18 protein-coding genes are annotated in these 24,432 nt (G+C 72.8%); 11 read left to right on the top strand and 7 right to left on the bottom strand.

What is annotated here, in order from left to right:
- Window positions 1–60 precede the first annotated feature (60 nt).
- The 4 genes from HNR61_RS06270 (at window position 61) to HNR61_RS06255 (ending at window position 4,981) form a co-directional block, all read left to right on the top strand.
- A complete protein-coding gene (locus HNR61_RS06270) occupies window positions 61–747 on the top strand; it encodes an amino acid ABC transporter permease (protein WP_182842055.1) in 687 nt (228 codons plus the stop codon).
- Window positions 744–1,757, top strand: a complete 1,014-nt coding sequence (locus HNR61_RS06265; RefSeq protein ID WP_182842054.1) for an amino acid ABC transporter permease — start codon at window positions 744–746, stop codon at window positions 1,755–1,757. Before HNR61_RS06270 ends, HNR61_RS06265 begins: the two co-directional genes overlap by 4 nt.
- A 76-nt stretch (window positions 1,758–1,833) precedes the next feature.
- Window positions 1,834–2,928 (top strand): NAD(P)-binding domain-containing protein, encoded by a 1,095-nt coding sequence (locus HNR61_RS06260; protein WP_312897784.1) that lies wholly within the window; start codon window positions 1,834–1,836, stop codon window positions 2,926–2,928.
- An 88-nt stretch (window positions 2,929–3,016) separates the two neighbouring features.
- Window positions 3,017–4,981: a S9 family peptidase gene (locus HNR61_RS06255; RefSeq protein WP_182842052.1), complete on the top strand. Its 1,965-nt coding sequence runs from the start codon at window positions 3,017–3,019 to the stop codon at window positions 4,979–4,981.
- Between the two features lie 75 nt (window positions 4,982–5,056).
- Here the strand turns inward: HNR61_RS06255 and HNR61_RS06250 are convergent, their stop codons facing one another.
- Window positions 5,057–6,001: a trypsin-like serine peptidase gene (locus tag HNR61_RS06250; RefSeq protein WP_182842051.1), complete on the bottom strand. Its 945-nt coding sequence runs from the start codon at window positions 5,999–6,001 to the stop codon at window positions 5,057–5,059.
- Window positions 6,002–6,106: 105 nt separating this feature from the next.
- On the opposite strand from HNR61_RS06250, the gene HNR61_RS06245 reads away from it, so the two are divergent.
- Window positions 6,107–6,331: a helix-turn-helix domain-containing protein gene (locus tag HNR61_RS06245; protein ID WP_182842050.1), complete on the top strand. Its 225-nt coding sequence runs from the start codon at window positions 6,107–6,109 to the stop codon at window positions 6,329–6,331.
- Complete coding sequence (locus HNR61_RS06240) at window positions 6,331–6,876, top strand: hypothetical protein (protein WP_182842049.1); 546 nt, start codon at window positions 6,331–6,333, stop codon at window positions 6,874–6,876. Before HNR61_RS06245 ends, HNR61_RS06240 begins: the two co-directional genes overlap by 1 nt.
- 17 nt (window positions 6,877–6,893) lie before the next feature.
- Here HNR61_RS06240 and rny read toward each other — a convergent pair whose 3' ends face one another.
- The 3 genes from rny to recA all read right to left on the bottom strand — a co-directional run bounded on the left by rny (window position 6,894) and on the right by recA (window position 12,521).
- Window positions 6,894–8,450, bottom strand: a complete 1,557-nt coding sequence (gene rny / locus HNR61_RS06235; RefSeq protein WP_182842048.1) for a ribonuclease Y — start codon at window positions 8,448–8,450, stop codon at window positions 6,894–6,896.
- 367 nt (window positions 8,451–8,817) lie between these two features.
- Window positions 8,818–9,663, bottom strand: coding sequence for a recombination regulator RecX (recX, locus tag HNR61_RS06230; RefSeq protein WP_182842047.1), 846 nt, complete (start codon window positions 9,661–9,663; stop codon window positions 8,818–8,820).
- Window positions 9,664–11,393: 1,730 nt separating this feature from the next.
- Window positions 11,394–12,521, bottom strand: coding sequence for a recombinase RecA (gene recA, locus HNR61_RS06225; protein WP_182842046.1), 1,128 nt, complete (start codon window positions 12,519–12,521; stop codon window positions 11,394–11,396).
- Between the two features lie 245 nt (window positions 12,522–12,766).
- Between recA and HNR61_RS06220 the strand changes: the two genes are divergently transcribed.
- From HNR61_RS06220 to HNR61_RS06205, 4 genes are all read left to right on the top strand, one after another.
- A complete protein-coding gene (locus tag HNR61_RS06220) occupies window positions 12,767–13,627 on the top strand; it encodes an ATP-grasp domain-containing protein (RefSeq protein WP_182842045.1) in 861 nt (286 codons plus the stop codon).
- A gap of 263 nt (window positions 13,628–13,890) precedes the next feature.
- A complete protein-coding gene (locus HNR61_RS06215; RefSeq protein ID WP_182842044.1) occupies window positions 13,891–14,208 on the top strand; it encodes a hypothetical protein in 318 nt (105 codons plus the stop codon).
- Between the two features lie 4 nt (window positions 14,209–14,212).
- Entirely contained in the window at window positions 14,213–15,370 is a 1,158-nt protein-coding gene (locus HNR61_RS06210) for a glutathionylspermidine synthase family protein (RefSeq protein ID WP_182842043.1), read from the top strand.
- A 16-nt stretch (window positions 15,371–15,386) separates the two neighbouring features.
- A complete protein-coding gene (locus HNR61_RS06205) occupies window positions 15,387–15,854 on the top strand; it encodes a DUF350 domain-containing protein (protein ID WP_182842042.1) in 468 nt (155 codons plus the stop codon).
- Window positions 15,855–15,871: 17 nt separating this feature from the next.
- Here the strand turns inward: HNR61_RS06205 and HNR61_RS06200 are convergent, their stop codons facing one another.
- Window positions 15,872–16,066: a DUF3046 domain-containing protein gene (locus HNR61_RS06200; protein WP_182842041.1), complete on the bottom strand. Its 195-nt coding sequence runs from the start codon at window positions 16,064–16,066 to the stop codon at window positions 15,872–15,874.
- A 29-nt stretch (window positions 16,067–16,095) separates the two neighbouring features.
- Window positions 16,096–17,364 (bottom strand): alpha/beta hydrolase, encoded by a 1,269-nt coding sequence (locus HNR61_RS06195; protein ID WP_182842040.1) that lies wholly within the window; start codon window positions 17,362–17,364, stop codon window positions 16,096–16,098.
- Window positions 17,365–17,483: 119 nt separating this feature from the next.
- Between HNR61_RS06195 and HNR61_RS47355 the strand changes: the two genes are divergently transcribed.
- A complete protein-coding gene (locus tag HNR61_RS47355; RefSeq protein WP_182842039.1) occupies window positions 17,484–22,712 on the top strand; it encodes an Lhr family helicase in 5,229 nt (1,742 codons plus the stop codon).
- A gap of 119 nt (window positions 22,713–22,831) precedes the next feature.
- Here HNR61_RS47355 and HNR61_RS06185 read toward each other — a convergent pair whose 3' ends face one another.
- Window positions 22,832–24,343 carry a serine/threonine-protein kinase gene (locus HNR61_RS06185; RefSeq protein ID WP_182842038.1) on the bottom strand — a complete coding sequence of 504 codons (1,512 nt, stop codon included), beginning with the start codon at window positions 24,341–24,343 and terminating at the stop codon, window positions 22,832–22,834.
- Between the last annotated feature and the right edge of the window lie 89 nt (window positions 24,344–24,432).

Genomic DNA, 24,432 nt, shown 5'->3' with positions numbered 1-24,432 from the left:
CGCCGCGCCGGTGTCCCCGCTTCTCGGGGCACCGGCGCGGCCCTGAACGGGTGAAAACTGATGAACGAACTGTTCAACTTCACCGAGGTCTTCGACAACCTCGACAAGATCCTGTCGGGATTCTGGGCGACGATCCGGCTGGCCTCGGTCACCGCGGTCCTGGCATTGATCATCGGTACGGTGCTGGTGTCGTTCCGGGTGTCGCCCACCCCGGTGCTGCGCGGTGTCGGCACGGTCGTCGTGAACGTGCTGCGCAACACGCCGCTGACGCTGGTGGCGCTGCTGTGCGTGTCCGGGCTCAGTGACGTGCTCAAGGTGACCTTCTCCGACACGCCGTCGGTGAACGGCTACTGGTGGGCGGTCACCGCGCTGTCGGTGTACACCGGCGCGTTCGTCTGCGAGGCGCTGCGCTCGGGCGTCAACACCGTCCCGCTGGGGCAGGCCGAGGCGGCGCGGTCCATCGGGCTGACGTTCGGCCAGTCGCTCCGGATGATCATCCTGCCGCAGGCGTTCCGCGCCGTGGTCGGACCGCTGGGCAGCGTGCTGATCGCGATGATCAAGAACACCACGATCGTCGCGGCCGTCGCCTACGGTGTGGACGCCGTCTCCGAAATGAAGATCATGTTCTTCGATCTGGGCGCCTCGCTCCCGATCTTCATCGGCTTCGCGATCGGCTACCTGATCCTGACCCTGCCGGCGGGCTTCTTCTTCGGCTGGCTGGCCAAGCGAATGGCGGTGGCGCGGTGAGTGCTGAGGCCAGTGTCCTCTTCGACGCCCCCGGCCCCCGGGCCCAGCGGCGCAACCTGATCCTCACCGTCGTGTCGGCGGCGGTCCTGGTCGCCGTGCTCGCCGTCATGGGCTGGCAGCTCAAGTCCAAGGGGCAGTTCGCGGCGAACCTGTGGGAGCCGTTCCTCAAGCCCGAGGTGTGGACCGGCTACATCCTCAAGGGTCTGGCCAACACGCTGAAGGCCGCCCTGGTCGGCTCGGTGCTGGCGCTGGTGTTCGGCGCGGTCTTCGGCCTGGCCCGGCTGTCGGACCACGCCTGGCTCCGCGTGCCGGCCGGCGCGGTGGTCGAGTTCTTCCGCGCGATGCCGCTGCTGATCCTGATCTTCCTGGCGTTCTTCGTGCCGCCGTCGATCAGCCCGATCATCGCCGACGGCCCGCTGGGCAACTTCCAGCGGGTCATGGTGGAGACCCTGGGCGCCCCGTTCGGCGTGGAGATCAGCCGCGGCGTGGTCACCGTGCCCGCGTTCGCCGCGCTGGTGTTCGGCCTGGTGCTGTACAACGGGTCGGTGCTCGCCGAGGTCATCCGGGCGGGCGTGCAGTCGATCCCGCGCGGCCAGTCCGAGGCGGCCTACTCGATCGGCATGCGCAAGAACCAGGTCATGCGGATGATCCTGCTGCCGCAGGCGATCACCGTGATGATGCCGGCCATCGTCAGCCAGATGGTGGTGCTGCTCAAGGACACCGCCCTCGGCTTCATCATCGCCTTCGAGGACCTGACCAGCTACGGCTTCAAGATCCTGCCGGCGAACTACTTCAACCTGCTGCCCGCCGCGTTCGTGATCTCGATCATCTACATCGGGCTCAACATGGTGCTGAGCGGCCTGGCCACCAAGCTGGAGGCGCGCACCCGCCGCAGCGCGAAGGTCGCCGCCGGGACGCCGAGCGCGGCCGGCATGACCGCCACCGGCCGGATCACCGGTGACGGTGGTGCGGTCGGCGCCGGCGGTGACGGCGGCACCGCCGGCGGCTGACCCCCCGTTCGCCCCCTGGGGCCCCGCCGGGAATCCGGCGGGGCCCCTTTCGGTTGTCGCGGGCGTGGCTCACGAGGTGGACGTCGCAGTGATCGGGGCGGGGCAGGCGGGCCTGTCGGCCGGGTACCACCTGCGGCGCGCGGGGATCGGGTTCGTCATGTTCGACCACGCGCCGCGCGCGGGCGGGGCGTGGCAGCACCGGTGGCCGACGCTGACGCTGGGGAAGGCCCACCGGATCCACGACCTTCCGGGGATGCCGCTGGGCGAGCACGACCCGGCGCGGCCCGCCGCGCGGGTGGTGTCGGAGTACTTCGCGCGGTACGAGGCGGCGTTCGACCTGCCGGTGCACCGGCCCGCCGACGTGACCTCGGTGACCGACGCCCCCGACGGGCGGCTGCTGGTGCGCTCCTCCGACGGCGCGTACCTGGTGCGGGCGCTGGTCAACGCGACGGGGACGTGGGACAAGCCGTTCTGGCCGTACTACCCGGGGATGGAGACGTTCCGGGGACGGCAGCTGCACACCGCCGACTACCGGGGGCCGCACGAGTTCGCCGGGCGGCGGGTGGTGGTCGTGGGCGGCGGCGCCTCGGCGACCCAGGCGCTGGTGGAGATCGCTGAGGTGGCCGCTGGGACCGCGTGGGTGACCAGGCGGCCACCGGTATGGCGCGAGGGGCCGTTCGACGATCAACGGGGCCGTGCGGCCGTCGCGCGGGTCGAGGAGCGGGTGCGGCGCGGCCTGCCGCCGGGCAGCGTGGTCGGCGCGACCGGCCTGCTGCTCACCGACGAGATGCGGGCGGCGCGCGAGCGCGGGGTGCTGGACCGGCTGCCGATGTTCGAGCGGATCACCCCGGCCGGCGTCGTCTGGGCCGACGGGACCGCGATCGAGGCCGACGTGATTTTGTGGGCGACCGGATTCCGGGCGGCGCTGGACCATCTGGCCCCGCTGCGGCTGCGCGGCCCCGGCGGCGGGATCGCCGTGGACGGCACCCGCGTCGCCGCCGATCCCCGGATCCATCTGCTGGGATACGGGCCGTCGGCGAGCACGATCGGCGCCAACCGGGCGGGCCGCGCGGCGGTGCGGGAGATCGTCCGGCTGCTGGTGGGACGGTCGCCGGGCACGACCGGAACAGGCGGGAACGAACCAAGAGTGAGGGTCGTCACGCCCGTCTGAGACCTCCCCGGTGAGCGGCTTGTATCTTTCCGAAGTCAACTGCCCCGTCATGGCCCCAACCACCCCGCGCATGCGGGACGATTCGGTTATGACCGCTCGCGCGACCCTCCCCTACGGCTCCTGGCCCTCTCCCATCTCCGCGACCGACGTCGCCCGCGCCCGGTTGCGGCTCGGTTTCCCCCTCGTGTCCGGCGGCGACGTGTGGTGGCAGGAGACACGGCCGGAGGAGGGCGGGCGCACCACGGTCGTCCATCTGGCGGACGGGCAGCGGACCGAGCTCCTCGCGGCCCCCTGGGACGCGCGCACCCGTGTTCACGAGTACGGAGGACGTTCCTACCTGCCCGTTCCCGTCGAGGGCGGCCACGCGCTGGTCTTCTCCCACTACGAGGACCAGCGGCTGCACCGCCTCGACCCCGACGATCCGAAGCCGCGTCCCCTCACCCCCGAACCGGCCGTCCCCGGCGGGCTACGCTACGCCGACTACGTCCTGTCCCCCGACGGGACCGAGGTGTGGTGCGTGTGCGAGGGGCACACCCCCGACGGCGTCCGCCGCGCCATCGTCGCCGTCCCGCTGGACGGCAGCGCCGCCGAGGACGCCGCCGCGGTCCGCGAGCTGGTGACCGGCGCGCACTTCTACGCCTCCCCCGCCCCCTCGCCGTCCGGCGGTCACCTGGCGTGGGTGCAGTGGAGCCACCCGCGCATGCCGTGGGAGGGCACCGAGGTGCGGGTCGCCGCCCTGGAGGACGGCGTCGCCACCGCGCCGCGCACGGTCAAGGGCGGGCTGAACGAGTCGGCGCTGGCGCCCCTGTGGGCCGACGACAGCGCCCTGTACGTGATCTCCGACTGGCCGGGCTGGTGGAACATCTACCAGGTCGGGCTGCACGGGGAGTCGCCGCAGGCGCTGTACCCGGCCGAGGAGGAGTTCGCCGCGCCGCTGTGGCAGCTCGGCGGGATGCCGTACGCGCTGCTGGAGGACGGGCGGCTGGCGGTGCTGCACGGCGAGGGCGACCAGCGGATCGGGATCTACGACCCCGAGACGCTGGACCTGGTCGACCTGGAGGTCCCCTACGACCACTGGCAGCCCATGGTGTCGGCCGACGGGACCACCGTCGTGGGCGTCGGCGGCGGCGCGGCCGTCCCGCCGTCGGTGGTGCGGATCGACACCACCACCGGGCGCGCCGAAGAGCTGCAGCGCGAGCTGGAGGAGCCGCCCGAGGCCGCCTACCTGCCGACGCCGCGCGCGGAGAGGCTGGAGGGCCCGTTCGGGCGGCCGGTGCACGCCTACGTGTTCCCGCCCGCCAACCCCGAGGCCGTCGGCCCCGACAACGAGCTGCCGCCGTACGTGGTGTTCGTGCACGGCGGCCCGACCAGCCGTTCCTCCACCGTCCTGAACCTGGAGCGGGCGTACTTCACCAGCCGCGGCATCGGCGTCATCGACGTCAACTACGGCGGCTCGTCCGGCTACGGCCGCGCCTACCGGGAACGGCTGCGCCGCCAGTGGGGCGTGGTGGACGTGGAGGACGCCATCGCGGCGGCGCAGGCGCTGGTGGACGGCGGGATCGCCGACCCGGAGCGGCTGGCGATCCGGGGCGGCAGCGCGGGTGGCTGGACGACGCTGGCGGCCATCACCCAGACGGACCTGTTCAAGGCCGCCACGTCCTACTACGGCATCAGCGAGCTGCAGAGCTTCGTCGCGACCACGCACGACTTCGAGTCGCAGTACCTGTTCGGCCTGATCGGTCCGCTGCCGGGCTTCGAGCGCGCCTACGAGGAGCGTTCGCCGCTGCGGCGGGCGGACCGGGTGGCGTGCCCGGTGCTGCTGCTCCAGGGGCTCGACGACCCGGTGGTGCCCGCCGACCAGTCGGAGCGGTTCGCGGAGGCGCTGGCGGAGAAGAAGATCCCGTACGCGTACCTGACGTTCGAGGGCGAGGCGCACGGGTTCCGGCGCGCCGGGACCGTGGTCCGGTGCCTGGAGTCGGAGCTGGCGTTCTACGGGCGGACGCTCGGGTTCAAGCCGCGCGACGTCGACCCGATCGACCTCAGCGTGGGCTGACGCGGGCGCCGCGCGGGGATACCGCGTGACCGGGGCGTTCCCGGTCACGCGGGCCGCGGCGGTTCCGTGCTCCGGTCAGGCGCGGCTGTCGGCGAGCTTGCGCAGGTTGTGGATGTCCTTGTCGAAGTAGGGCGAGTACGACGTGTAGTGGGTGTTGCCGCCGCCCTGGTAGCCGCCGAGGACGCCGTTGACGTAGCCGGTGTTGTTGCGGGGGTTGTAGTTCAGGATCCAGGGGCTGCCGCTGGTGCCGCCGTAGAAGCCGCCGCAGTCCATGCGGATCTGGTAGCGCGACTGCCGCTTGGTCTTGACGCGGCACCAGATCGGGCGGTCGCGGCGGTCCCAGGTGGCCTTGGGGTTGCCCGCGACGTTCACCCACAGCCCGGTGCCGCGGTTGATGCCGAGGCGGTAGGCGCCGACGACGCTCTGGATGTTGCGGCCCTTGCGGGGGTTGATCGTGACGAACCCGAAGTCCAGGTCGGGGTCGCCGCGCTTCTGCCAGCCCGAGTAGACCAGCGCCGACCGGGCGGTCCAGACGCCGTAGGGGGCCCGGCCCCGGTCGTACTTGGGCACGAACGCGACGTTCCTGACGTAGCCGTGGCCCTTGCCGCCGTGGATGCAGTGCGCGGCCGTCAGCAGCAGCCGCCTGGAGTTACTGGCGATGACCGAGGCGGTGCAGTAGTGGTCGCGCTTGTCCTGGGTGGTGAAGAACAGCGCGCCGATCGTCCGGACCCCGCCGAACGCCTTGGCCGTGGGGACGCCCCGGGGCGCCGCGGCGCGCGCTCCGACCTGCGGCTGGAGGGCGCGTCCCGCCACCGGCGCGGCGGCGGTCATCCGCCGGGCGGTCCAGTACCTCTCGGTCTGGTCGGCCTCGGCCGCGCTGACCTGGAGGGGGACCGCGACGTCCGCCGCCTGGCGGACCGGGGGGTTGGTCCGGGAGTGGACGACCGCTCCCGCTCCGGCCGCGACGACCCCCGTCGACGCCACGACCGCCACCGTCCATCGCATCTGCCCCTTACGCATTCGCCAGAACCTACAGATTCTTCGATCACTGCACAACGCGCATGATCGCCTGACGTTTGTCAGCCAGGGCTGACAAACGGGCATTTGTCAGTTTAGGCTGACACCATGCCGACGATGACGGAGCTGGCGGCCGCCGCCGACAGCGACGACCCGGGGACCGGACTGGCCGCCGTGGCGGCCCTGCGGCGGCTCGCCGACGAGCTGGAGGCGCTGCACGTGCACAACGCCCGCGCGCGGGGCTGGTCCTGGCAGGCCATCGCCGACGCGCTCGGCGTCCGCCGCCAGTCGGTCCACAAGAAGCACGCCCGCCGTTCCATGAGGGAGAAGTGATGCGACTCGACCGGTTCTCACCGGCCGCGCGGCGGACCGTCGTGCGCGCGGGCGTGCTGGCCGCGCGTTCGGGGCACGCCGCGCTCGGCACGGGCCCGCTGCTGCTGGCCCTGGCCGAGGAGCGGCCGCTGCCCGGCGCGGCGGCCCCCGCGATCCGCGCCGAGCTGGACGTCCCGCCGTGGCGGGACCGGGAGCTGCTGGCCACGATCGGGATCGACCTGGACGAGGTGCGCCGCCGCGCCGTGGACGCGACCTCCACCCGCCCGGACGACCCGGCGCTGTGGAGGCTCGGACGTTCCCGGCTGCGTCCGCTGCGGGTCGTGCTGACCGGTCCGGCGACGCGGGTGGTGTGCGACGAGGGCGGCCGCAAGACGCTGGAGGTGGCGTTGTGGGCGGCGCGGCGGGGCGGGCGCGCGTTCGCCGACTGCGACGACCTGCTGTGGGGACTGCTCGCCGACGGTTCCCAGGAGTCGGTGCGCGTCCTGCGGCGGCTGGACGCCGACCTCGGGCGGCTCTGGGCGGGGCTGCGCGAACGAGCCGCCTGACGGGCCGGCGGGAGGGGTCAGCGGGCGAACTCGGTGGCGCGGGACTCCCGGACCACCGTCACCCGGATCTGGCCGGGGTAGGTGAGCTCGTCCTCGACCTGCTTGGCGATGTCGCGGGCGATCACCTGCGCCTGGATGTCGTCGACGGCGTCGGGCTTGACCATGACGCGGATCTCGCGGCCGGCCTGCATCGCGAACACCTTCTCCACGCCCTCGTGCTTCTCGCGGGCGATCTGCTCCAGGCGTTCCAGCCGCTTGACGTAGGCCTCCAGCGACTCGCGGCGCGCGCCGGGCCGGGACCCGCTGATCGCGTCGGCGGCCTGGGTGAGCACGGCCTCGACGGTGCGGACCTCGACCTCGTTGTGGTGCGCCTCGATGGCGTGCACGACGTCCTCGTGCTCGCCGTAGCGGCGGGCGATCTCCGCGCCGATCAGGGCGTGGCTGCCCTCCACCTCGTGGGTGAGGGCCTTGCCGATGTCGTGCAGCAGGGTGCAGCGCTTGGCCAGCTCGACCGGCAGCCGCAGCTCACTGGCCATGATCCCGGCGATGTGGGCCGACTCGATCAGGTGCTTGAGGACGTTCTGGCCGTAGGAGGTGCGGTACCGGAGCTGCCCCAGCAGCGCGATCAGCTCCGGGTGCATGTCGGTGATGCCGACCTCGACCAGGGCGTCCTCCCCCGCCCGCACGCACAGCTGCTCCACGTCGCGCTTGCTGCGCTCGTAGACCTCCTCGATGCGCTGGGGGTGGATGCGGCCGTCCTGGACCAGCTTCTCCAGCGTCAGCCGCCCGACCTCGCGGCGCACCGGGTCGAAGCAGCTCAGCAGCACCGCCTCGGGCGTGTCGTCGATGATCAGGTTGACGCCGGTGGTGGACTCGAACGCGCGGATGTTGCGGCCCTCGCGGCCGATGATGCGGCCCTTCATCTCGTCGCTGGGCAGGTGCAGCACCGACACCACCGACTCGGCGGTCTGCTCGCTGGCGACCCGCTGGATCGCCAACGTCACGATCTTGCGGGCGCGCTTGTCGCCCTCGGCGCGGGCGGCGTTCTCGATCTCGCGGACCAGCGGGATGGACTCGCGCTTGGCCTGGTTCTCGACGGCGGCGACGAGTTCGGCCTTGGCCTGCTCGGCGGTGAGCCCGGCGGCCTGCTCCAGGATCCGCCGCCGCTCCTCCTCGGCCTTCCCCAGCTCGACCCTGCGCTCCTCCAGGCCGCGCTTGGTCTCGGCGAGCCGCCCGGACCACTCCTCCAGCCGGCGGACCTCGGTGTCGAGGCGCTGCTCGCGTTCGGCGAGACGGGACTCGCGGCGTTCCAGGTCCTCGCGCAGGGTGCGGATCTCCTCCCGGGCGGCGCGGGCCTGCTGCTCGGCCTCCTCGCGCCCCGCCTCGACGATCTCCCGCACCTGCCTGTCGGCCTGCTCCAGGAGCTCCTTGGCCTCGCGTTCGGCACGGTCCAGGATGTCCCGCGCCTCCTGCCGGGCCGTCTCCCGGCCGCGCCGCCCCACGCCCGGACGCCCCGTGACCACCAGGGCGACCAGGGCCACCAGCAGCGCCACACCCAACAGGACGCTCACCATGAGGCCGACCCTTCCTCGCCGCGGGCCTCGGGGGTTCGGGGCCCTGTCACCGCGAGGATTTACCCGCACCCCGCCGGGTACGCGGCATCGTCCGAGCACCCCCACGGGGCTCGGCCGACGACGGCCAAGACGGCGTCCTCTATGCCTCTCAGCTGCTAGAACATGCTCAGTCTTATGGCAATCCGCGGTGCGCGGAGTAACTCCTCACTGCCGTAACGGTAAGCGGCACGGAGGTAATGAGCAAGCAAACGAGGGTCATTCCGGACTAACCGAACGTCGGCGTGAGTAGTCCCTTACCGACGCCCACCGCCGCTCACCTGCCCCATCGTCTGCCGGGAACGGCCGGCGCCCGTCAGGCATCCCATGACTACGGCGTGTCGTCGGTCCCCCAGTCGTCTTCGGGCACATCGTCCCCCTCGGCCTCCAGGACCTCCTTGACGACCCGGTAGGCCAGCCCCGAGGAGTACCCCTTGCGGGCGAGCATCCCGACGAGCCGCCGCGTCCGCTTGACCGGGTCCACCCCCCGTGTGGACCGCAGCTTGCGTTCCACGAGCTCGCGGGCCCGCACCTCCTCCTGCTCGGAGTCGAGCGCCTCCACGGCCTCGCTGACGGTCTCCTGGTCGACCCCCCGCTGCCGCAGCTCGGCGGCCAGCGCCCGCCGCGCGAGCCCGCGCCCCGCGTGCCGCGACTGGACCCAGGCCTGGGCGAACGCGGCGTCGTCGATCAGTCCGACATCCGCGAACCGCCCCAGCACGCCCTCGGCGACGTCGTCAGGGATCCCCTTACGCTTGAGGGCCTCGGCGAGCTGGGCCCGGGTCCGGGGCGACCCGGTCAGCAGCCGCAGGCAGATCTCCCGGGCCCGCGCCTCCGGATCGGAGGTCTTCTGCTCCGCGCGCCCCTCCCGGGAGGACCCTTCCTCCCAGGCGGACCGAGAACCGTCCCAGGGAGCCTTACGCCGCTTCCCACGCCGCCGGGAGCGCCCACCACGTTCCTCGGCGCCGTCCGCGGCCTCGCTCTCCCCGGCGGCGTCTTCCTCCGGGGACGCCCCATCCGCCGCCCGACCCCGCCGACGCCCGGCGCTCCGGCCCCGCTCACCGCCGACGACTTCCTCAGCCTGAGACGCGTCCGCCCGAGCGTCCCGCCGACGGGTCCCCCGCGTCCGCTCCCCATCGGCGTCCCCCGCTGCCTCACGGTCCGAGGGGGTAGCGTCCATGCGCGCGGCCCGCCGCCCAGCGGTTTCCTGCGCCTGCTCATCCCCTCCGCCAACGGCTTCCGTTGCTCCACCGCCCGAGGAAGGGACATCCACGCCCGCTGCCCGCCGTCCGGCGGGCTCCTGCGCCTGCTCATCATCTCCAGCAGCGGCCTCCTCTGTCCCGCCGTGCTGGGGCGCGCTCACCTTCCTGGTCCGCCGCTTGCCGGGCCCCCGCGCCTGCTCGCTGTCCCTGCCGACGGCTTCATCCGCTGCGCTGTCAGCCCCGGGCGCGTCCGTCCGCCCCGGCCCGCCGGCGTGATCGTCCCGTTCCTGGGCCTTCTCCGCCGCATGAGCCCGCCCTGAACGTCCCCGAGAACGCCGCTCCACGCCCGCATGAACGTCCGCGTCCTCGACGCTCTCCGCCGCGTCCGCAGACGGCTCGTCCTCGTCCACAGGCACGGGCACGGCGGGCTGGTCCGTCCAGGGGTTCGGGGAGTCGGCATCCGGCTTCGGGAACGGCGAGGGCGGCGGCGTCCCGGCGCCGCGCTCCCAGGGGAGGGAAGGCGCCTCGCGTTCGCCGGCCTCAGAGGCCGCGAGGTGGGTGGCGCTCCGCGGAGACGCCTCGGGCGCCGGGGGTTCGTCCGCAGGGGACGCGTTGGCGGGCGGCGACGTGAGCGGCTCGCCGGTCCACGGGTTCACCGGCCTCTCGGCCTCCGTCGAGGTGTCCGGCTCGGACGGCGCGTCAGAACCGGCGGGCTCGCCGGTCCACGGATTGGTCGTATCCGCGGCCCAGGGGGCCGGAGCGGTGGAGGGCTCCGGCGGAACGAACCAGGAACGCCGCCCCGCGGGACGTCCAGGATCGGTGAACGGCCCCTCAGCGGCAGGCCGCCGGTCCGCGTTCTCGGTCCCGGCCTCGTCGGAGGGCTCCTGCCGGGGCTCTTCCTCGGGGTCCACGAGCGTTCCTCCTCTGCGATCCGTCCACGCCGGTCACGAGCTTCTCGGCGGCTTCGCCCCACCCTGCAGGACAAGAGCGGGATTGCGACCGAACCACGCGGAACGCCGCTCCACGATCGCCTCCCCACGACACGTTCCGGCAACCCGACCACAGCACCACGCCACCACCGCGGCTCCACCCGCGGCGCCGCGTGACCGGAACCACCGGGAACGGTCGCCGTCCGGCCGTCCCAGAGCCCACCACATGATCACGAGAAGGCCCCGCCGTGCCCGCCATGCCGCCGTGCCGGGTGGATGGGTGGGAGTGGGTGTTGTGGCTTTTCTTGGGGGCTGCTCGGTCTGCGCGTGTGCGCGGAATTCGTGCGCCTTTGGCGGGGGCTTGGGGTGTCGTTCCCTCGCCGCTCGCTTGGGAATGTCCGACCGTGCCGTTGCGGGCTGCCGCCGGGTCTTGTCGACGGGCTTGGGCCAGGCGGTTGGGCACCCCTTGAGGCGCTGGGGATGTGCTGTTGTTCGGTCTCCGCGCGTGTTGGACCGGAGGCCGTGGTGTGGGCCGCTGTCGGGTGCGGCGCTGCTGGGCTTGCTGTGGTCCGGGCCTCCGCGTGCGGGAGACGGGGCTTGACCGGTCCGTTGATCGGGTGGGTGGGTGGAACGGGCGGAGCCGAGCGGAGCGGCGGCGCCTTCGGGGAAGGGCCCGCGGATGGGGCGGGCAGGGCGCCGCCGCCCGGTGCAAGGGATCATCGCTCGAACCGCCGTCAGGAGTCACCCGGTTCAACGGATCGTTCGTCGGGAGTTCCCGGTCAGTCGCCGCTCTTGGCCGCCCTGGAGTTCTTGCGGGTGGCCGCGGTGGCCGGCTTGGCGGCCGGGGTGATGGCGGGGGGCACGGCGGGCGCGGTGGCCCCGGCGGCGCCCTCCTCGGCCGGCTTGTCGACCTTGGGGCCGACGCCCAGCTTCTCCTTGATCTTCTTCTCGATCTCGTCGGCGGTGTCCGGGTTGGCCTTGAGGAAGTTGCGGGCGTTCTCCTTGCCCTGGCCGAGCTGGTCGCCCTCGTAGGTGTACCAGGCGCCGGACTTGCGGACGAAGCCGTGCTCCACGCCCAGGTCGATCAGGCCGCCCTCGCGGGAGATGCCCTGGCCGTACAGCAGGTCGAAGTCGGCGACCCGGAAGGGCGGGGCCATCTTGTTCTTGACGACCTTGACGCGGACGCGGTTGCCGACCGCCTCGGTGCCGTCCTTGAGGGTCTCGATGCGCCGCACGTCCAGCCGCACCGAGGCATAGAACTTCAGCGCCCGGCCACCGGTGGTGGTCTCCGGGGAGCCGAACATGACGCCGACCTTCTCCCGCAGCTGGTTGATGAAGATCGCGGTGGTCTTGGTCTGGTTGATGGCGCCGGTCAGCTTCCGCAGGGCCTGCGACATCAGGCGGGCCTGGAGACCCACGTGGCTGTCGCCCATCTCGCCCTCGATCTCGGCCCGGGGGACGAGCGCGGCCACCGAGTCGATCACGACGATGTCGATCGCGCCGGAGCGGATCAGCATGTCGGTGATCTCCAGGGCCTGCTCACCGGTGTCGGGCTGGGAGACCAGGAGCGCGTCGATGTCCACCCCGAGCTTGCTCGCGTACTCGGGGTCCAGGGCGTGCTCGGCGTCCACGAACGCCGCGATGCCGCCCCTCTTCTGCACGTTGGCCACGGCGTGCAGCGCGATCGAGGTCTTACCGGAGCCTTCCGGACCGTAGACCTCCACGACGCGGCCGCGCGGCAGGCCGCCGATGCCCAGTGCGATGTCCAGGGAGATGGAACCGGTCGGGATGATCTCGACCGGGACGCGGGCCTCTTCCCCCATCCGCATGACCGAGCCCTTGCCGAACTGACGCTCGATCTGCGCGAGCGCGGTCTCGAGGGCCTTCTCCCGGTCGTTCGCTGCCATTGCGATGCCCCTTGTCTCTACCGTCGTCCATACGTCGCCGGTGTGGTTGCGATGTCGTAGGCGACGTTACGAGAAGCCACTGACACTTTCGCGGCTTCGACGCGGTGCTGTGGATAACGTCGCGCGCCCCATCAGCTTACCGAACATCCGTTCGATCAGGACCGCGTCCGGCGATTCGCCCGGGAATCTCCGTGCGCCGGAGGCGGGATTGCCCGTACGCTGGCGGCGTTCACGGAGGGTTTCTCATGACGCTGACCGTTCTCTTCTGCGTCGATCCGCTCCACCCTCGGCGCGTTGATCCCCACTTCGCCCGTGAGGCCGCCGCCGTGCGGGACCACTATGGCGAAATCGCCCTGATCGACCACGACGCCCTGCAACGCGGCGACGTCGAGCACGCCGTGCGGTCGGTCCCCCGCGACCTGGGCCCGGCCTGGTACCGGGGCTGGATGCTGACCTCCGCCGAGTACACGGCGCTGGCGGGGGCGTTGCGGCGGCGCGGCTCCCCGCTGCTCACCCATCCCGACGACTACCAGCGCGCCCACGAGCTGCCCGGCTGGCACGACACGTTCGCCGGGCTGACCCCGAACAGCGTGTGGCGGCCCCTGTCCCCCGGCGAGGATCCGGGCGACCTGAGCGACCTGGTACGGCCGTTGCGCGGCGGCCCGGCCGTCGTGAAGGACTACGTCAAGTCCCGCAAGCACGAGTGGGACGAGGCGTGCTACGTGCCGGACGTGAAGAACCTCACCCGGCTGCGCGCCGTGGTCAGCAAGATGGTCGCGCTGCAGGGGGAGTTCCTGGCGGGCGGCGTCGTGATCCGCGAGTTCGAGCGGTTCGACGGCGCGGGCGAGTCGCGCGTGTGGTGGGTGGACGGCGAGGCGGTGCTGGTGGGGCCGCATCCGGACAGCCCGGGAACCCTCCCCGACCCGGACCTGGCGGCCGTGGCCCCGGCGGTGCGGGCGCTGGGCTGCCGCTTCATCACCACCGACCTGGCGTTGCGCAGCGACGGCGAGTGGCGGGTCGTGGAGGTGGGCGACGGTCAGGTCAGCGACCTGCCCTCGACGACCGATCCGATGGACCTGTACGCCCACCTGCCCGTTCCGGACTGAGCGCCCGGCGTCGAGCCCGCGGGACGGAATCCGCCGGAACGGCCCGGAACGCCCGTCCGCCATGCCCGGAACCGGGAGGACTCCCCTACCGTCTCAGCGGAGTCCACCTCTAAGCTAACCCCCGCGACGCCGAATCGCTGCCGCACGGTGGCCCCACCATGCGGAGTCGTGCGGGTGTCGGCCACCTCGTTTCGAAGGGCGTGTTCACGTTGCCTCCTCAGGATCCCGGTCGCAGGCTCCGCTCCCGGACCGTCAAGGTCGGCATGGTCAGTGCGCTGTCGCTCACCCTGGTGGCCTGCGGTTCCAAGACGACGACGGCGTGGTGCGTGGACCGTACGCTGCCCGGCCCCAAGGGCGGCTACCGGGCCGTCCCCGACTCCTACTGCGACACCCGGGACATCGAGCGCGGCACGGTGAGCTACGGCCGCTACTTCTGGTACTACGGCGGCAAGCGCGACGGCTCCACCGGAACGGTGTCGGGCGGCAGCTCCTACGGCCCCAGCAAGGGGAAGATCAAGTCGAGTTCGGGGCACACCCTGGTGCGCGGCGGGTTCGGCGGCGGCGGCCGGAGCGGGGGCTGAGCGAGTGCGACGCGAGCGTTCGACGCCCCGCCCCGACTGGCCGCAGAAGGTCGAGTCGCAGGGACTGGCGTTCCACCGGACGGCCCACCCCGAACACCTGCCCCGGCCCTACTGGGACGAGTCGGTGCACTACGTCTTCGACATGGACGAGGTGCTGGCGCTGGAGGAGACCGTCGAGGAGCTGCACCGCATGTGCCTCCAGGCGGTGGAGCACGTCGTCACCACGGGCCGCTACCACGTTCTGGGCATCCCCGACTGGGTGGCGCCGCTGATCGAGGAGTCGTGGCGGCGCGACGACCCGCACCTGTACGGGCGGTTCGACCTGCGGTACGACGGGACCGGCCCGGCCAAGCTGCTGGAGTACAACGCCGACACCCCCACCGCGCTGGTCGAGAGCTCGATCGTCCAGTGGTACTGGCTGCAGGACGTGTACCCCGGCGACGACCAGTGGAACTCCATTCACGAACGCCTGGTCGACCGGTGGAAGCAGATCGGCTCCACGCTGGACGGCGGGCCGCTCCACTTCGCCTGGACCCACGAGGACGAGACCGGCGAGGAGGTCATGACGATCGCCTACATGCAGGAGACCGCCGAGGAGGCGGGCCTGCCGGGCACGGCGATCGCCATGGAGGACATCGGCTGGGACCCGGCCCGGGAACGCTTCGTCGACCTGGACGAACGCGAGATCGGCGCGTTGTGCAAGCTGTACCCGTGGGAGTGGATCGTCGCCGAGCCGTTCGGCCGCAACATCCCCGGCGCCCCGACCCGCTGGATCGAGCCCATCTGGAAGATGGTGCTCTCCAACAAGGCGCTGCTGGTGCTGCTGTGGGAGATGTTCCCCGGCCACCCGAACCTGCTGCCCACCTACCTCAACACGCCCGCCGACCTCGCCTCCTACGTGCAGAAGCCGCTGCTGGGGCGGGAGGGCGCGAGCATGCGGATCGTCACGCCGGACGGCGGCGAGCACCGCACGCAGGGCGAGTACGGCAAGGAGGGCTTCGTCTTCCAGGAGTTCTGCGCGCTGCCCGACTTCGACGGCGAGCACCCGGTGCTGGGCGCGTGGGTGGTCCACGACGAGTCGGCGGGCCTCGGCATCCGGGAGACCGCCGGGCTGATCACCGACGACACCTCGTCGTTCGTTCCCCATCGCATTCCGCTGTGACCTTCCAAGGAGATCCATGACCACGCTCGCGCAGACGGCGGCGGACGACAATCTCGGCCTGTTCCTGCTGGAGGGCACCGGGGCGCTGCTGGCCTACGCCGCCGTCGGGCTGGCGCTGTTCGTGGCCGGGTTCTACATGACCGACCTGGTCGTCCCCGGCCGGTTGATCACGGTGCTGCGGCAGCACCGCAACCCCAACGCCACGCTGCTGGTGTGCGCCTCCATGATCGGGGTCGGCCTGATCACCGCGGTGTCGATCTTCGCGGCGGGCGGGGACCTGGTGGAGGGCCTGTCGCGGACGGCGGTGTTCGGGCTGGTCGGCATCCTGGCGCAGGGCCTCGCCACGATGATCTTCGACCGGCTGATCGGGATCAACGTGCGGGAGCTGGCCGACGACGCCGAGGACCGGCTCGAACCGGCGGCGATCCTGCTGGCCGTCGCCAACCTGATGATCGGCTTCGTGGTCGCCGTCTCGGTCTACTGACCCGCCGGCGCGGGCCGTCAGTGCAGGCGCTGCGGCACGTCGAACGTGGCGACGACCGCCTGCCAGACGCGCTTGGCCGGCTCGCCGTCGGCCAGGGCCTGTTCGATGGTGCGGCCGCCCAGTTCGGCCAGGACATGGTCCCGGGCGACGCTCTCCGCGTAGCCCTCACCGAACTGCTCGTTCATCCGCTGCCAGAAAACCGTGAGCCGCACGGGACCACGCTATCCGACGCGCCGGGAGGTCAGCGCCGTTCCAGGGAGTCGGCGACCTCGTCGGGGACCGCGCCGCGCACGCCCTCGCGGTACTGGCGGTGCAGTCCGGTGAGGTAGCGCTCGACCGCCTCCACCACGCGCGCCGTCCGGTAGGAGGGGAAGACGTCGAACGCGTGCTGCCCGCCCTTCATCTCCGCGTAGAGGACGGGGGCCTTCGACACGTCCCGCAGTTTCTCCACGAACCGGCGGGCCTCGCCCGCCGGGATGAGCGAGTCGCGGCTCCCGTGGATGACGAAGAACGGCGGCGCGTCCTCGTTCAGGTACGTCACCGGGGACGCCTTGGCGAACGCCTCGCGCTCGTCGCGGAACGACTTCTTCAGCACCATCTTCTGCATGAACGGCGTCGCGCCCATGGGGACCGGCCACGGCCCCGGCTCGACGAGGTCGTACACGCCGTAGAACGGCACCGCGCCCCGCACGCCGGTGTCCACGTCCTCGAACCCCGGCTGGAACTCCGGGACCCCGGCCGTCAGCGCGACCATCGCCGCCAGGTGCCCGCCGGCCGAGCCGCCCGTCACGCACAGGAAGTCCGGGTCGGCGCCGTACTCCTCGGCGTGCTCGCGGTACCAGGCGATGAAGTGCTTGAGGTCGAGGAGGTGGTCGGGCCAGGTCGCGCGGGGGCTGAGACGGTAGTTGACGTTGAAGCCGACCCAGCCCTGGACGGCCATGTGGTTGAGCAGCGGCAGGCCCTGCTCGCGCTTGTCGCCGATGATCCACGCGCCGCCGTGGACCTGCATGAGGCCGGGGCGGAGCCCGCCGCCGGGGGCGTCGGCGGCGGAGCGGTAGACGTCGAGCTTGAGACGCAGCCGCCCCTCCTCGCGGAAGACGATGTTTCGCTGGACCTTCACGCCCCGCCGCGGGATCAGGCACAGCGGCGGAACGACCAGGTGGGAGCGGGGGTAGCGGGGCGCGTCCTCGGGGTCGAGGTCGAAGGGGACGCCGCTGTCGCGCAGGGTCACCACGGTGCGGCGCGCGGCGATGATCGTCGCGACCGTCCCGGCGGCGCCGCCGAGGCCGAGCAGCAGCCCGGCCCAGCCCGGCCAGGCGTCGAGCCCGCCCCCGGCGGCCAGCAGGCCCAGCCCGGCGATCTCCAGGACCAGCAGGTGCGGGGCCATCTCGATCGTCAGCCAGCCGGCGAAGAAGCTCGGCACCAGCAGCAGCGCGCTCCTGCGCGGGACGTGCGCGTTCACGGCGAGCAGCAGCGACAGGGCTCCGAAGGCCAGCAGGACGTAGGGCATCAGGGGGCTCCCTCGCGGTGGCGACCTTCACAGAGCATTCCCTTACAAGCGCTTGCTTACAACGTGACGGGCGCCACCCGCGCCGCGTTCTGTCAGTGGCGCTTGGCAGGATGGTCGGCATGAGCGGTGACGTGCTGGGACGGTTCTCGTCGGCGACCAGGGAGTGGTTCTCCGGCGCGTTCGCCGCGCCCACCGCCGCGCAGGCGGGGGCCTGGGAGTCGATCTCCGGCGGCGACAACACGCTGGTCGTCGCGCCGACCGGGTCGGGCAAGACGCTGTCGGCGTTCCTGTGGTCGCTGGACCGGCTGGCCACCGGGCCCGTCCCCGAGGACCCCCTGCACCGGTGCCGCGTGCTGTACGTGTCGCCGCTGAAGGCCCTGGCCGTCGACGTCGAACGCAACCTCCGCGCCCCGCTCACCGGCATCCGGCAGGCCGCCCGCCGCCTCGACCTCCCCGAGCCGGACGTGCGGGTCGGGATCCGCTCCGGCGACACCCCCGCCGACGAGCGGCGGCGGCTGGCCACCAAGCCCCCGGACATCCTGATCACCACGCCCGAGTCTCTGTTCCTGCTGCTCACCTCGCAGGCGCGGGAGGCGTTGCGCGGCGTCGAGACGGTGATCGTGGACGAGGTGCACGCGGTGGCGGGCACCAAGCGCGGCGCGCACCTGGCGCTGTCGCTGGAACGCCTGGACGCCCTGCTGGAGCGGCCCGCCCAGCGGATCGGCCTGTCGGCGACGGTGCGGCCGCCCGAGGAGGTCGCGGCGTTCCTGGGCGGCGCGCGGCCCGCCACGGTCGTGCAGCCGCCCTCCGACAAGGTCTTCGACCTGGAGATCGTCGTGCCGGTCGAGGACCTGGCCGAGATCGGCCAGTTCACCGACGACTCGGGGACCGCCGACCCGCGGCAGCGCAGCATCTGGCCGCACGTCGAGGACCGGCTGCTGGACCTGATCGAGGCGCACCGCTCCACGCTGGTGTTCGCCAACTCCCGCCGCCTGGCCGAACGCCTGTGCGGCCGCCTCAACGAACTGGCCCACGAACGCGCCCTCGCCGACCAGGAGGAGCCGGAGGGGCCCGGGGAGCCGCGGCGGATCGGGCCGGACGACATCGAGCGCGCGCTGCGGGGATCGATGGCGACCCCGGCGCAGGTGATGGCCCAGGCGGGCGCCGCGCGGGGCGCGCCCGCCGAGATCGCCCGCGCGCACCACGGGTCGGTGTCCAAGGAGGAGCGCGCCGTCATCGAGGACGCCCTCAAGCAGGGGCGGCTCCCGGCGGTGGTGGCGACCTCCAGCCTGGAGCTCGGCATCGACATGGGCGCGGTCGACCTGGTCGTCCAGGTGGAGTCGCCGCCGTCGGTGGCCAGCGGCCTGCAACGCGTCGGCCGCGCCGGCCACCAGGTCGGCGCGGTGTCCAAGGGCGTGCTGTTCCCCAAGTACCGGAGCGACCTGGTGCAGACCGCCGTGGTCGCGGAGCGCATGCGCGGCGGCGCGATCGAGGAGCTGCGTTACCCGCGCAACCCGCTGGACGTGCTCGCCCAGCAGATCGTGGCGATGGTCGCGATGGACGAGTGGACCGTGGACGAGCTGGAGACCGTGGTCCGCCGGGCCGCGCCGTACGCGACGCTGCCGCGTTCGGCGCTGGAGGCGACCCTGGACATGCTCGCGGGCCGCTACCCCAGCGACGAGTTCGGCGAGCTGCGGCCGCGCCTGGTGTGGGACCGGGTGACGGGCGTGCTGCGCGACCGGCCCGGCGCGCAGCGCCTGGCCGTCACCAGCGGCGGCACGATCCCCGACCGGGGCCTGTTCGGCGTGTTCCTCGTGGGCGAGAAGTCCTCGCGCGTGGGCGAGCTGGACGAGGAGATGGTGTACGAGTCGCGGGTGGGCGACGTGTTCGTGCTCGGCGCCAGCTCGTGGCGCATCGAGGACATCACGCCCGACCGCGTCCTGGTCTCGCCCGCGCCCGGCCAGCCCGGCAAACTGCCGTTCTGGCACGGCGACGCCCTGGGCCGCCCCGCCGAGCTGGGCCGCGCCCTGGGGGCGTTCACCCGCGAGCTCGCCGAGCTGCCCGCCGACTCCGCCCGCGCCCGCGTCGCCGAGGCGGGCCTGGACGAGTGGGCCGCCGCGAACCTGGTCTCCTACCTGGCCGAGCAGCACGAGGCCACCGGTCACGTGCCCGACGACCGCACCCTGGTGGTGGAGCGGTTCCGCGACGAGCTCGGCGACTGGCGGATGGTCGTCCACTCGCCGCTGGGCGCGCGCGTCCACGCGCCGTGGGCGCTGGCCATCGCGGGCCGCCTGCGCGAGCGGTACGGCGTGGACGCCCAGGCCATGCACGCCGACGACGGCATCGTGATCCGGCTCCCCGACATGGACGAGCCGCCCGGCCTGGACCTGGCGGCCTTCGACGCCGATGACATCGAACGGATCGTGGTGGACGAGCTGGGCGGCTCGGCGTTGTTCGCGGCGCGTTTCCGGGAGTGCGCGGCGCGTTCCCTGCTGCTGCCGCGCCGCCGCCCCGACAAGCGGATGCCGCTGTGGCAGCAGCGCCAGCGCGCCGCGCAGCTCCTCGGCGTGGCGAGCAAGTACCCGTCGTTCCCGATCGTGCTGGAGACGATGCGCGAGTGCCTGCAGGACGTCTTCGACGTTCCGGGCCTGGTGCGGCTCATGCGCGACCTGTCCGGCCGCAAGGTGCGGATGGTGGAGGTGGAGACGCCGCAGCCGTCGCCGTACGCGCGCTCGCTGCTGTTCCACTACGTGGGCGCGTTCATGTACGAGGGCGACTCCCCGCTGGCCGAACGCCGCGCCCAGGCCCTCGCCCTGGACTCCACCCTCCTGGCCGAGCTCCTGGGCCAGGCGGACCTGCGCGAACTCCTCGACCCCGAGGTGGTCGCCGACACCGAACGCGAACTCCAACGCCTCACCCCCGACCGCCGCGCCCGCGACCTGGAGGGAGTCGCCGACCTCCTCCGCGCACTGGGCCCGCTGACAACGGTGGAGGTAGCGGCCCGCACAACCCTGCACGCCTCCGACAACCCCCTCGCCTCCGCCACAGTCCCCGAACCACTCACCCCACCAGCACAGCCCCCCGCCTCCAACAAGGCGCCCCATCACGCAGAAAACGCCCGGCCCACCGAAGACGCGCAGACCTTCCGTAAGCCCACCCCTGCCTCAGAGGACGCCCACGGCGTAGAAGCCACCCCGCACGCGCAGGGCGCCGACGCAGCGGGGTCCGCTCCTGACGCGGCACCCACCCCTCACGCACAGGCTGCTGACGAAGCCGAAGCCGCCACCGGCATAGAAACCACACACAACGCGGACGCCGCCCGCGGTGCGGAGACCAGCGACCATGCGCGGGGGGCCGACCAAGCGGGAGCCATCCGTGACGCGGAAGCCGTGCACGACGCGGGGGCCGCCGATGAGCCGGGGAGCCCTCGTGACGCGGAGGCCGTCCACGGTGGCGATGCCGCGCATGGTGCGGAGGTCGTCGGTGGGTCTGAGGCGGCGGGGAGTGATGGCGCTGCCGCTGACGTGGTCTCGGGTGGGGCTGAGGTCCTGGACGTTTGCGGGCGGTGGCTCACCGAGCTTGAGGAGACCCGGCGCGTCATTCGGGTGCGGATCGCCGGGGAGGAGCGGTGGGCGGCGGTCGAGGACGCCGGGCGGCTGCGGGACGCGCTCGGAGCGCCGCTGCCGGTCGGGATCCCCGAGGCGTTCCTTGAGCCGGTGGACGATCCGCTCGGGGACCTCGTGTCCCGGTACGCGCGGACGCACGGGCCGTTCCGGGCGGCCGACGTCGCGTACCGCTTCGGGCTGGGCGTGGCGGTCGTCGTGGAGGCGCTGCGGCGGCTGGCCGGGGCCGGGCGCGTCGTGGAGGGCGAGTTCCTGCCGGTCGAGGTGATCGCGGAACGGCACGCGGACGACGCCCGGACCGCGGGGGAGGCCCGGGCCGGGGCGAACGCGGGCGGTGCGGCGCTGGGCACCGAGTGGTGCGACGCCGGGGTGCTGCGAACGCTGCGGCGGCGGTCGCTGGCGCGGTTGCGGGCCGAGGTGGAGCCGTCGCCGCCGGAGGCGCTCGGCCGGTTCCTGCCCGCCTGGCACGGCATCGCGGGCGGGTCGCGGCTGCGCGGCATCGACGCGCTGGTGCAGGCGATCGAGCAGTTGCAGGGCGCGGCGATCCCCGCGTCGGCGCTGGAGTCGCTGGTCCTGCCGTCGCGGGTGGCGGGCTACTCCCCCGCCATGCTCGACGAGCTGACCTCCTCGGGCGAGGTCGTGTGGGCGGGCCAGGGCGGGCTGCCCGGCGGTGACGGCTGGGTGTCGCTGTACCTGGCCGACACCGCGCCGCTGCTGATGCCCGAACCCGCCGAGATCACCCTCACGCCGGCCCACCAGGCGGTGCTGGACATCCTGGACGGCGGTGGCGCCCTGTTCTTCCGGCAGCTGTCCGACAGGGTCAACCGCGAGACCACCGCGAACGACCAGGACCTGGTCACGGCCGTCTGGGATCTGGTGTGGGCGGGCCGCCTCACCAACGACACCCTCGCGCCGCTGCGCGCGACGCTCGGCTCCGGACGCCCCAGCCACCGTTCCCGGGGCACCCGCCGGGGCCGCCCCGTCCTGCCGTCGCGGACGGGGCCGCCCACGGTGGCGGGCCGCTGGTGGCCGCTGCCGGAACGCGAGAGCGCCCCGACGCTGCGTTCCCACGCGCTCGCCGAAGCGCTGCTGGACCGCTACGGCATCGTGATCCGGGGCGCGGTCGCCGCCGAACGCACGCCGGGCGGGTTCGCGGCGGTGTACCCGGTGCTGCGCGCGTTCGAGGAGAGCGGCCGGTGCCGCCGCGGCTACTTCGTCGAGGGCCTGGGGGCGGCGCAGTTCGCGTTGCCGGGGGCGGTGGACCGCCTCCGCGCGCTGCGCCCGTCCGAGCCGTCCGCCCCCGACGAGCTGGCGGTGCTGTGGGAGACCCCGTCCCGCCGCGACACCGACCGCCGCGCCCTGATCCTGGCGGCCACCGATCCGGCCAACCCCTACGGCGCGGCCCTGCCCTGGCCCGACCGCGCCGACGAGGTGGCCAGCGGCCACAAGCCGGGCCGCAAGGCGGGCGCGTTGGTGGCGCTGGTGGACGGCCGCCTGGCCCTGTACGTGGAACGCGGCGGCAAGACGCTGCTGACCTGGGACGACGATCCGGAGGTGCTGCAACCTGCCGTTGACGCCCTGGCCCTGGCCGTCCGCGAGGGGGCCCTGGGCAAACTCACGGTGGAACGCGCCGACGGCGAGTCCATCGTCAACTCCCCCCTGGCCGCCGCCCTGGAGGCCGCCGGTTTCCATCCCACGCCGAGAGGCCTGCGACTCCGTTCCTGACCGCCCGCCGGGGCCGGGCACCCGCCGGTTCGCCGCACCGGGCGGGTGATCGGCTCCGCGTCGGCCGCCACCGCCGTCCCGGTAGGCGGACGCCCGCCCCGCCAGGCGGGCGAGGCGGGTCAGCCCCGGATCGGTTCCTCCTGGTTCTCCGGCTCGTCCCGGAGGAAGCCGTCGAGCATCCCGGCGATCTTGAGCGCCCGCTCCGAGGTCATGCCCCTGGGGTCCGTTTCCCTCGACGGGGCGACCTCGAACTGCATGTAGTGCGCGCTGACGATGAGGTTGTCCCGCCGGAACCAGACCACGGTCGAGTTGTGCCTCCCCCTCTTTCCGCGGCTCTCGTCGAAGACCGACTTCACCGCCTCTTCCGCGAGCCCCTCCACTCGGCTGGTCACCGTCGGGTTGTCGGCGCTGACGCCGGACGAGCTGCGGCCGAGCGTGTGGTCGGCCATCTCCCCGACCGCCACCGTCTCGCCGCCGTACAGTTCCGCGCTGATGATCAGTGTGAACCGGACCGGGCTGCCGGAGCTCTTCCAGCCACAGTTCGCCTCCCGACTGTTGTTGGTCACATCCAGCAGGTCATCGGCCGCCAGTTCCCTGCGCCCCCGCAGCTCGTTGCGTTTCAGGTACCCGCACAAGTCCGGCATCCGCTTGTACACGCCCGCCGCGGGGGTGGCGCTCCCGCCCGGGCCGGGTCGTTCCGGGCCCCGGTGCCCGGCGGCGGAGTAGGCGATGGCGCCCACCAGGACGAGGGACAGCGACAGGGCCGCCAGAAGCCGGGCCGCTCCGCTCGCGGCCCACCGGCGCACGGGCGGCAGGCTCCGGGTCGGTCCGGTGCCCTCGCCGTTCAGGGCTCGCCGGGCCCGGTCGTGGTCCCACCGGCGGGCCGGGTTCTTCTCCATCAGTCCCGCGATGACCGGTGCGAGCGGCCCGGCCCGGTCCATCTCCGGGTCCTCGCCCATCATCAGGCGGGCGATGTGCACCTCCATGCCGTCATCGGCACGGTACGCCCGCCTCCCCTCCACCGCGTAGTACAGGGTCGCGCCCAGCGACCACAGATCCGACTCCGGCCCGACCGTCCCGGAGGAGAACCGCTCGGGGGCGATGTAGCCCAGCGAGCCCACCACCAGGCCCGTCCGTGTCAGGCTGTGCGTGGCGTCGGCCACCGCGGCGATCCCGAAGTCCGCCAGGACCGCGTGCCCCGTATCGGTGATCAGCACGTTGGCGGGCTTGACGTCCCGGTGCACGATGCCCTGGCCGTGGGCGGTCTCCAGCGCGTCCAGCAGCGCCAGGCCGAGCACGCGGACCCGGTCGGGAGGCAGCGGCGCGGCCTCCTGCAACGACCTGCCCGGCACGTACCGCATCACCATGAAGACCGGCTCGCCGGGCGCCTCGATGACGTCGTACACCGAGATGATGTGCGGGTGGTCCAGTGCCGCCGCCGCTCTGGCCTCGCGCAGGAACCGCTGTTCCGTCTCGCCGCGTCCCGCGTGGTCGGGGCCCTGCGGCAGCGCCAGCTCCTTGACCGCGACGTGGCGCTTCAGGCGTTCGTCCCACGCCTTCCAGACGATCCCCATGCCGCCGCGCCCCAGCTCCGCGACCAGCCGGTAACGGCCGGCGATCAAGCGAGTCATGCCGAGCATCGTAGGTCAGGGAGACAGCGATGTCTGTAAGAAAGTGCGGGCGGGGCGGGCCGCCGCGCGACGGGTCCGGCGGCCCGCTC

The sequence above is a fragment of the Actinomadura kijaniata genome, assembly GCF_014138665.1.
Classification (GTDB): Bacteria; Actinomycetota; Actinomycetes; order Streptosporangiales; family Streptosporangiaceae; genus Spirillospora; species Spirillospora kijaniata.
Note: the sequence above shows the minus strand (reverse complement) of the source record. Positions and strands in the feature narration are given on the sequence as shown.